Genomic DNA, 8893 nt, shown 5'->3' with positions numbered 1-8893 from the left:
GCGTGCCACGCATCCCGCACCGGTTCGCTCTCCGCTATGGATGCAGACTCGTTTTTGCCGGGAAGATCCGCTTCAGCATGCCACTCGTTTTGCATCACTCCGCTCTCCGCCAATGATGCGGATTCGTTTTTGCCGGAAAATCCCGGCTCAGCGTGCCACTCATCCCGCACCGGTTCACTTTCCGCTATGGATGCAGACTCGTTTTTGCCGGAAAACCCCGGTTCTGCATGCCATTCGTCCCGTACCGGTTCGCTCTCCGCCAATGATGCAAACTCATTTTTTCCTGGAAGATCCTCTTCAGCATGCCATTCGTTCTGCACCAATTCGCTCTCTGCCAACGATGCAGACTCATTTTTTCCTGGAAACTCCGGTTCCGCATGCCATTCGTCCCGTACCGGTTCGCTCTCCGCCAATGATGCAGACTCATTTTTTCCTGGAAGATCCGCTTCAGCATGCCATTCGTTCTGCACCAATTCGCTCTCTGCCAACGATGCAGACTCATTTTTACCGGAAAACTCCGGTTCCGCATGCCATTCATCCCGTACCGGCGCGGCTGTTTCCGCCTGCCATGAAGCACTTTCCGGCCCTTTTCCGCCTGCTTCCGGCAAGAGACTCTCCTCTTCTTCTTCCGGCAGTTCGACCGGTGCTAGCACATTCAGTTCGTTTGTGTACGGTTCCGGCTGAGCAACCGATTCTTCCGGCACCACGCGCGATTCGATCGTAAAAGGTGTATACAATTCCGGGTCAGCGTGAGATTCATCCTCTTCTTCTTTTTCCTCATCTGCACGCAAAGGCACTTCTTCAAAGCTTTCCGCTTCTTCCATAAAATGGCGGGGCGGTTCGGCGCTCTCTTCTTCTTGTTCTGATAAACTCCATTCGGAATGGCTAAAAGGCGCCTGATATGTTGCGTCCGGCTCATCCAAATAGGGTTTCCGGCCGTTCAAATCCGGGTATGGCGCTGTTTCGGCTTCGTCCTCTTCCTCATCCCTGTCTTGCAATATTCCCTCAATCGCAATATCCGCATTGATTTTTAAACAATCGGTTCCGTGAAATTGATAGTCAAAGCCTTCTATATTGACGTCCAGATCCTCAATATCCGCAATTCTCGTCTTCGGAATGGTCACATCTACCGGGAAAGATTGGTAAAATTCAAATATGCCGTCTTCTTCCCGGTACTGGACCGCCTGCACATACTTCCTGAACAGCACATCTTCCCCTTCTTCTTCCCCGCAACCGATATACTCCCCAGCCAAATAGAGATTGCCTTTGATCACGACATACTGCTCCAATTCCTGTATGGTGATATGGGGATCCAATGATATTGATAAAAGTTCTTCAACTTCCTGTCCTTTTTTAAACCAAATCAATTCTTCTAATGAAAATCGTATGGACGATTGATTTTGCGGCAAAGCGGGTTCCTCCCTTCAATTCCTCCAAATCCAATGAATATGTCATTTACACTGTATGAAGCAATCGGGGTTTTTATGATCGCAAAAAAACCGTAGCATCCGTAAATCACTTGAATAGCTTTTTCGCTGCAATATTGGATGGGGAGAGAAAAACCGGCTCATCTATTTTCAGGTTACCCGTTCAAAAACTTGGATTTGGTCGAGCTAGGCGAACTGATTCGGCCATCCATTTTCAGCGTTACCGTCAAAAACCTTAGGGTACCCGCAGAGCATTCGGCATGTTTACCCCTACTGCCACTTCTCTCTCGCCCGCAGCGGACAGAACGCAAAAAAAACCGGCTCATCCGTTTTTGGACTTGCCGGTTCATAGCCGCAGGATTACCCGCGGATTGCCTTAAATGTTTTTTCTGCTGCTTCGACGGTATGGTCAATATCTTCATCCGTATGCGCGGCGGACAAGAAGATGCCTTCGAATTGGGAAGGCGGGAGGAAAATGCCGTTTTCCGCCATGCCGCGGTAGTAGCGGGCAAACAGATCCAAATCCGAAGTGCTTGCTGATGCAAAGTTATTGACTTCTTCATTGGTGAAAAAGATGCCAATCATCGATCCCGCCCGGTTAATGGTATGCGGGATATCGTATTTTACCGCTGCCTCATGAAAACCTTGTTCGAGGCGGTCGGCTTTTCGCCTGAATTCCGCATACGTTTCAGGTGTTAACTGCCGCAATGTTTCATATCCGGCCGTCATCGCAAGCGGATTGCCGGACAAAGTTCCTGCCTGGTAAACAGGGCCGGTCGGTGCGATTTTTTCCATAATTTCGGCCCGTCCGCCAAATGCGCCGACAGGAAGGCCGCCGCCGATTACTTTGCCGAGACAGGTCAAATCAGGCGTTACATCAAAATAGCCTTGTGCACAGTGATAGTCGACACGGAAACCGGTCATCACTTCATCAAAGATCAGGAGGGCGCCGTATGCTGATGTGACATCGCGCAACCCTTGCAAAAAGCCGGGCTTCGGCGGAACCACGCCCATATTGCCGGCAACCGGTTCGACGATGATGCAGGCAATATCTTCTCCGTACTGCTCGAATGCCGAACGGACGGCTTCCAGATCATTGTACGGGACGGCAATGGTATTTTGCGCGATTCCGAGCGGCACGCCGGGGCTGTCCGGCAGACCCAGTGTGGCAACGCCCGACCCTGCTTTGATCAGGAGCGAATCGCCATGGCCATGGTAGCTGCCTTCGAATTTTAAAATTTTATTCCGGCCTGTATAACCTCTTGCCAGGCGCAAAGCACTCATTGTGGCTTCCGTGCCGGATGAGACCATACGGACGATTTCAATCGACGGTACGCGTTCTTTCACGAGTGACGCCAGTTTATTTTCCATGATCGTCGGCGTGCCGAAACTCGTCCCTTTTTCGGCCGTTTTTTTCAGCGCATCCACGACCCCAGGATTGGCATGGCCAAGGATGAGCGGCCCCCATGACAGCACGTAATCAATATATTCGTTTCCGTCAATGTCATAAATTTTTGCGCCTTTGCCGTGGTCCATAAAAATCGGGTTCATGCCGACCGCTTTAAAGGCACGGACAGGGCTGTTCACCCCGCCCGGCATTAATGTGACCGCTTCTTTGTATGCTTCGATTGAATTTTCATATGAGCGCATCTTTCAACCTCCCGTTTATTCCGCAAGCCAGCGAGCAATATCGAGTGAAAAATAGGTAATGATGAGATCGCAGCCGGCACGCTTCATGCTTGTGATCATTTCAAGAACAATCGCCTTTTCATCAATCCAGCCGTTTTGTGCGGCGCCTTTTACCATGGAATACTCCCCGCTCACATTATACCCGACAACCGGGAGGCGGAATTCATTGCGCACATCACGGACGATATCAAGATAAGAAAGCGTCGGTTTTACGATTAGAAAATCTGCCCCTTCTTCCACATCCGACTGTGCTTCACGCAATGCTTCGAGCCGGTTGGCCGGATCCATCTGGTACGTTTTCCGGTCCCCGAAAGCGGGTGTGCTGTCAGCAGCTTCGCGGAACGGACCGTAAAACGCGGATGCATATTTGACCGCATAACTCATGATCGGCACATCTTCAAAACCTGCTTCATCAAGCCCTTTGCGAATCGCGGCGACAAACCCATCCATCATATTCGAAGGCGCAATGATATCAGCGCCTGCTTTTGCCTGGCTGACCGCCGTTTTCGCAAGCAGATCAAGGCTCGGGTCGTTTAAAATTTTCCCGTCTTCCACAACGCCGCAATGGCCATGATCGGTGTACTCGCACAGGCAGGTATCCGCGATCACAATGATATCCGGGTAATTTTTCTTGATGAAACGGATGGCTTCCTGTACGATGCCGTGATCGTGGTACGCTTCCGTTCCGGTTGCATCTTTATGGTTCGGTACGCCGAATAAAATGACGGATTTAATGCCGGCAGAAACGACTTCATCCATGATTTCATGGAGCCGATCCAGCGACCAGTGGTACACACCCGGCATCGAAGCAATTTCATTTTTAATGTTTTCGCCTTCAACTGCAAAAATCGGATAAATCAAGTCGTTCACTGTTAAATTCGTTTCGCGCACCAAAGCCCGCATATTGGCACTTTGGCGGAGCCTGCGGTGGCGGGCAAACTGTAAATCTTTCATTTTATTTCCTCCTAAACTGGTAGAATGCCGCAATGCATTGCATATTTATCCGGGAAGTTTGCACAGCAGCCGGCTTGTTGGGAATGATTGCGACGGTCGCGGTAAATCCCGCTTTTTCTATTTTGTTTTCTTCGTGTCGAACGTCGCCCGGCTGGTAATCTCTCCGGGCAAACCATGCATGGCAGCCGGTTTGTTAGGCCGGCCACTTCAATCCCGGGTTCGTGCCGGTTTCTATCTATTTTTCTTCTAAACGGACAAAATCGCATAATGCCCCAAGCATGGCCTCGACGGTGTATTCATCCGGGCAAACCGCTGCACGGCTTCCGGCTTTTTCCACTGCCTGCCTTGTTGAAGGGCCGATGACTGCGATCTGGGTTGAAAGCCCCGCGATATCCATGCCGCTTTCTTCAAGCGCGCCTTTAAAATGGCGGAAGGCGGACGGGCTTAAAAACAGGGCAAAATCGATGTGCTCCCGCCCGAGCAAGCAGGTAAGCTTTTCTTTTGCCCCCTCCGGCATATACGTCTCATAGACAATCCATTCCTCTGCTATTATACCGCTTTTTCTTAGAAAATCCGCAATTTCTGTCCCGGCCAAGTTTCCTTTCGGGAGAAGGACGCGGGTTGCACGGTGCCCGCTCCGCATAAATTCCTGGGCAAAATCTTTTGCCGTAAACTTCCTGGGCGCAAAAGAAACCTTTAAACCGGACTGTTCCATACAGGCAGCCGTCTTTTTTCCCACGGCTGCCCAGTTTATGTTCAAATGCTCACATGCTATCCCCGCACGGCTGCATGCTTCCAAAAAATAACGGACCCCGTTTTTGCTTGTAAACACAACCCAGTCGTATGCCGAGAGTTTTCGCAAAAATACAGGTGCGGACGGGTCGGCATATGCACGGAAGGACACCATCGGGACGACAAAAGGGGTGCCGCCGAGCGCTTCAATTTGTGCGGCGAGCTTTTCGCCGTCTTTTCCGCCTCTTGTGATCAGGATATTTTTCCCGCTTAAAGGCCCATTTGCCGTCATGACTGCCCGAGCTCCGCTTTCACTTGTTCAATCAGCGTCTTTGCCCCTTGCCGGCTTAAAATATCTGCCGCCTTTTCTCCGGCCGTTACCGGGTTGCGGGAGACAACTGTTTCTTTATATACCGTTTTGCCATCAGGGGAAGCGACAAGGGCAGTGAGAGAAATGCCTTCTGCCGTTTTCTTTGCAAGGCCGGCAATCGGTACCTGGCAGCCGCCTTCCATTTTATCAAGGAAGACGCGCTCCGCCTTTACCGTTTCCGCCGTTTCTGCGCTCTCAAGCTTCCGGAGCGCATCGAGCAGTTCCCCGTCATCGGCGCGACATTCGACAGCGAGCGCGCCCTGTCCGATTGCAGGGAGGCAAATATCCGGGTCAAAAAATTCAGTGACAGTGTCCGCACTCCAGCCCATCCGTTTTAAACCGGCTGCCGCGAGGACGATCGCATCGTAATCCCCGTTTTTTAATTTTTCCAGCCTTGTATCAATATTGCCGCGAACAGACTTAATGCGGATATCGCTTCTTACAGCAAGCAGCTGGGCGCCGCGGCGGAGGCTGCTTGTCCCGACAACCGCCCCTTCCTTAAGGCTGGAAAAAGGGGTGCCGTTTTTGGAAATCAATGCATCCCGGACATCTTCACGTTCCGGAATGCAGCCGATCACAAGCCCGTCCGGAAGCACAGCCGGCACGTCCTTCATGCTATGTACAGCCATGTCAATTTCATGATTCAACATGGCATCTTCAATTTCTTTCACAAACAGGCCTTTCCCGCCGACTTTGGACAGGGTGACATCGAGCACTTTATCGCCTTTTGTGGTGATTTCCCTGATTTCAAAACGAAAAGGCAGCCCAAGCTGTTCAAGCTTCGCCACCACCCATTTCGTCTGCGTCAGGGCAAGTTTGCTCCGCCTCGACCCTACGACAATTGTTCTCATCCGGCAATCCTCCTAATAATACAAATGAAAATCCGATAATCCTGTAATTAGAAAAAAGTTAATCAAAATGATTAAAAAAGCAGCCATATTCCAATAAGCCAGTGTTTTTCCGAACATGCGGCGGCGTTCGCCGGCATACAGGAGAAAACTGTATACAAGCAGCACGACAAACGACCCGACAATTTTCGGATCAAGCCAGTGAATGGCCGGAAGCCGCAAGTATGCCCACCATAGCCCGAGAATCAGCCCGAGCAAAAGGACCGGAACCGCAATGGCATTCATCCATTTCGAAAGCCGCTCCAGTTTTGCAAGGTCATTCAGGCGCCAGATTCTGTGGCTCCATTTCTTTTCCTTCAGCCACTTATATTGTAATAAATACAGAACGGAAAAGACAAAGGACAGGGAAAACAGCACATAAGCGATCAGCGTCATCGTAATATGCATGAGCAAAAGTTCCGATACCATTCTTCCTGCCCCTTGTGAGACCTTCTCCGGGGCAAAAGCGTGGACCGTCATGATAAAAAAGCCGATGACGTTTGTAAAAAACACGGTAAAGTCAACGCGCAGCAGGCGGTTCAGGGCCAGAGACAGCGTCAGCAATGCCCAGGCATAAAAATAAAGCCCCTCAGACAATGTCAAGACCGGGAACCGTCTGGTGTGAGCCATGTACAAGATAAATATAACCGTCTGCAATGCCCAGACAACGGAAAGAAAACGGAAGGCAGCCTTGTTGGCCTTCCGGTTCCGGTGGAGAAAGTCAAGAAAATAAAGCAAAATACTGGCTGCATAAAGCAAAATCATGCCTTCATGCAGTCTGTCCGTCCATACGGCATACATTGCCGGGCTCCCCGGTTAACCCGAATAGGACGGGCGGACTGCATGCCGCGCCATTTCGGCTGCCGGTCCCGCTTGTCCCGTTTCTGTTTCTAAATTAAAAATTTGGCGGAACAGTTCCAGATTCCGGGCTGCATCCGGCGAACCCGCCATTTCTTTTGCCTGCAGAATCGGATCTTTCAGCATCTGGTTAATAATGCTTTTTGTATGTTTGCTGATGACTTTCCGTTCGCGTTCTGTTAAGTCCGGCAGCTTCCGTTCAATGCTTTTCATTGTTTCCGCCTGGATCGCGAGCGCTTTTTCCCGAAGCGCCGTGATCACCGGCACCACCCCGAGTGTATGAACCCATTCATTGAATGCGCAAACGGCATCAGAAATCATGTCCGCAATCTGCCGGGCGGCTTTTTCCCGTTCTTTCAAATTGGCTTCCACGATGCCTTCCAGGTCGTCAATATCATACAGGAAAACGGATTCAAGGGACGCGGCTTCCGGATCAATATCGCGCGGCACGGCAATATCAACAAGCAGCAGCGGGCGCCCGTTCCGTTTCTTTTCAATGGGTTTCAGCCTGTCTGCTGTAAGAATGTACCCTTTTGCCGAAGTGGAGGTAATCGCGATATCCGCGTCCAAAAGCGCCGTTTCCAAAGATGCCAGCCCGAGTGCCTCGCCATCGAAGCGTGCGGCAAGAAGCCCGGCTTTTTCCGGCGTCCGGTTGATGACGGTAATCCGGGTGGCACCGCTGCCGTGAATGTTTTCCGCAGCCAGTTCGCCCATCTTGCCGGCGCCGATGATGACCACTTTTTTATCAGCCATGTCGCCGAAAATTTTCTTTGCAAGCTCCACAGCCGCATAACTGACCGAAACAGCATTGGAAGCAATTTCCGTTTCCGTATGGGCCTTTTTCGCTAGTGTAACCGCATCTTTGAACAGGCGGTTAAAAATGGTGCCGGTTGAACCGGATGCTTGGGCCAGCAGAAAACTGTCCCTCACCTGCCCGAGAATTTGCGTTTCGCCGAGCACCATCGAGTCAAGCCCGCAAATCACTTTAAACAAATGCGCGATGGCTTCGTTGTCTTCATAAATAAACAGATAGGGGGCAAATGCTTCCTTATCTATTCCGAACCATTCTGACAGAAAATCTTTAATATAATAACGCCCGGTGTGTGCCTGGTCGGCAACCGCATAAATTTCCGTACGATTGCATGTAGACACGATGACATTTTCCAAAATGCTCTTTTTCTTTTGCAGCGCCGCCATCGCATCCGCGAGGTCCGCCTCATCAAACGACAGCTGTTCGCGGATTTCAACCGGCGCAGATTTATAATTTAATCCGACAGTAAGTATTCTCATTGTTGCCCTCCGGCACCCCCATTTTATCTTGCCAAATGCATAGGATTGAATGTTGATCTATGTTAAGATGAATAGAAGAAAAAAGCTCGTTTTTCTCTTTTGGAATAATACCATTCCTACCTGTAAAATAGCAGAAACAGGCGATGGTTTCAAGCATCTAGATTGAAGGAAAGAAGTGTGTCCCATTGAAAAGCCGCAAAATTTTTTCCGCGATTATCCTGATCGGGTTCGGGCTGTATTTTTATTTGCAGCGTTTTGACCTCACCGGCATGAAGGACTACTTTACATGGCCGACGCTGTTGATCATTGTCGGGCTCGCTTTTTTAGGCGAAGGCTACTGGGGCCGGGACGGGGAATCGATTTTGCCGGGGGTCATTCTCGTCGGGTTCGGCCTCCACTTCCACCTTGCCGGCAAAATCGCAATTTGGCCGGATAATATCGGGGTCTTTGTTCTCATTATTGCCATCGGCTTTTTGCTCCGTTCGCAAAAAACCGGGGACGGCACGTTTTACGGGCTGTTGTTTCTCGTGCTATCCATATTGCTCCTGTTTTCCGATAAAGTAATGGGATGGTTCGGCCTTGTCGAAAACAATGTTTCTTCCCTGATCAATTTCTGGCCGGCCGTGCTTGTCGTAATCGGCGTCTACCTGCTGTTTGCGAAAAGAAGGGGGCGGAAATAACACCCG

8 protein-coding genes are annotated in these 8893 nt (G+C 50.5%); 1 reads left to right on the top strand and 7 read right to left on the bottom strand.

What is annotated here, in order from left to right:
• The 7 genes from P9687_RS12355 to hemA all read right to left on the bottom strand — a co-directional run.
• Nucleotides 1-1409: stage VI sporulation protein D (locus tag P9687_RS12355; RefSeq protein WP_328228899.1), on the bottom strand; the 1409-nt coding region annotated here is incomplete at its 3' end.
• Between the two features lie 378 nt (nucleotides 1410-1787).
• Nucleotides 1788-3077: a glutamate-1-semialdehyde 2,1-aminomutase gene (gene hemL, locus P9687_RS12350; RefSeq protein ID WP_168986069.1), complete on the bottom strand. Its 1290-nt coding sequence runs from the start codon at nucleotides 3075-3077 to the stop codon at nucleotides 1788-1790.
• Nucleotides 3078-3092: 15 nt separating this feature from the next.
• Nucleotides 3093-4070, bottom strand: coding sequence for a porphobilinogen synthase (gene hemB, locus P9687_RS12345; protein WP_168986070.1), 978 nt, complete (start codon nucleotides 4068-4070; stop codon nucleotides 3093-3095).
• Between the two features lie 235 nt (nucleotides 4071-4305).
• Nucleotides 4306-5094 carry a uroporphyrinogen-III synthase gene (locus P9687_RS12340; RefSeq protein WP_168986071.1) on the bottom strand — a complete coding sequence of 263 codons (789 nt, stop codon included), beginning with the start codon at nucleotides 5092-5094 and terminating at the stop codon, nucleotides 4306-4308.
• Entirely contained in the window at nucleotides 5091-6023 is a 933-nt protein-coding gene (gene hemC / locus P9687_RS12335; RefSeq protein ID WP_168986072.1) for a hydroxymethylbilane synthase, read from the bottom strand. Before hemC ends, P9687_RS12340 begins: the two co-directional genes overlap by 4 nt.
• 12 nt (nucleotides 6024-6035) lie before the next feature.
• Nucleotides 6036-6860: a cytochrome c biogenesis protein CcsA gene (gene ccsA, locus P9687_RS12330; RefSeq protein WP_168986073.1), complete on the bottom strand. Its 825-nt coding sequence runs from the start codon at nucleotides 6858-6860 to the stop codon at nucleotides 6036-6038.
• Between the two features lie 15 nt (nucleotides 6861-6875).
• Nucleotides 6876-8207 carry a glutamyl-tRNA reductase gene (hemA, locus tag P9687_RS12325; protein WP_168986074.1) on the bottom strand — a complete coding sequence of 444 codons (1332 nt, stop codon included), beginning with the start codon at nucleotides 8205-8207 and terminating at the stop codon, nucleotides 6876-6878.
• Nucleotides 8208-8392: 185 nt separating this feature from the next.
• Between hemA and P9687_RS12320 the strand changes: the two genes are divergently transcribed.
• Nucleotides 8393-8887 carry a LiaI-LiaF-like domain-containing protein gene (locus tag P9687_RS12320; protein WP_014097839.1) on the top strand — a complete coding sequence of 165 codons (495 nt, stop codon included), beginning with the start codon at nucleotides 8393-8395 and terminating at the stop codon, nucleotides 8885-8887.
• Nucleotides 8888-8893 lie beyond the last annotated feature (6 nt).

Source organism: Weizmannia sp. CD-2023, from assembly GCF_036225245.1.
Taxonomy (GTDB): domain Bacteria; phylum Bacillota; class Bacilli; order Bacillales; family Bacillaceae_C; genus Weizmannia; species Weizmannia faecalis.
The sequence above is the reverse complement of the archived record's forward strand: the minus strand, read 5'-3'. Positions and strand labels throughout refer to the sequence as shown.